This is a genomic window from Flavihumibacter cheonanensis (assembly GCF_022352215.1).
Lineage (GTDB): Bacteria > Bacteroidota > Bacteroidia > Chitinophagales > Chitinophagaceae > Flavihumibacter > Flavihumibacter cheonanensis.
Genome location: NZ_JAKRWF010000177.1, coordinates 1 through 283, shown reverse-complemented (window position 1 = coordinate 283; position 283 = coordinate 1). Strand labels below are relative to the sequence as shown.

General features: G+C 68.2%; 1 pseudogene. It reads left to right on the top strand.

Going from position 1 to position 283, the window contains the following annotated elements:
• Window positions 1–283 (top strand): annotated as a pseudogene (locus MD536_RS21600) (hypothetical protein); the annotation flags it as partial.

Below are 283 nucleotides of genomic sequence, written 5' to 3'. Positions count from 1 at the left end.
ATTTCTTCGGCCTGTTCAACTACCTCACTTTCCGCGGCATCCTCGCCTCGCTCACCGCGCTGGCGCTGTCGCTGTGGTGGGGGCCGGCGGTGATCCGGCGCCTGGCCCAGTACAAGGGCGGCCAGCCGATCCGCGACGACGGCCCCAAGACGCATTTCTCCAAGGCCGGCACCCCGACCATGGGGGGCGCGCTGACCCTGATCACCGTGCTGGCGTCGGTGCTGCTGTGGGGCGACCTGCGCAACAAGTACGTGTGGGTGGTGCTGGCGGTGATGGTCGCCTT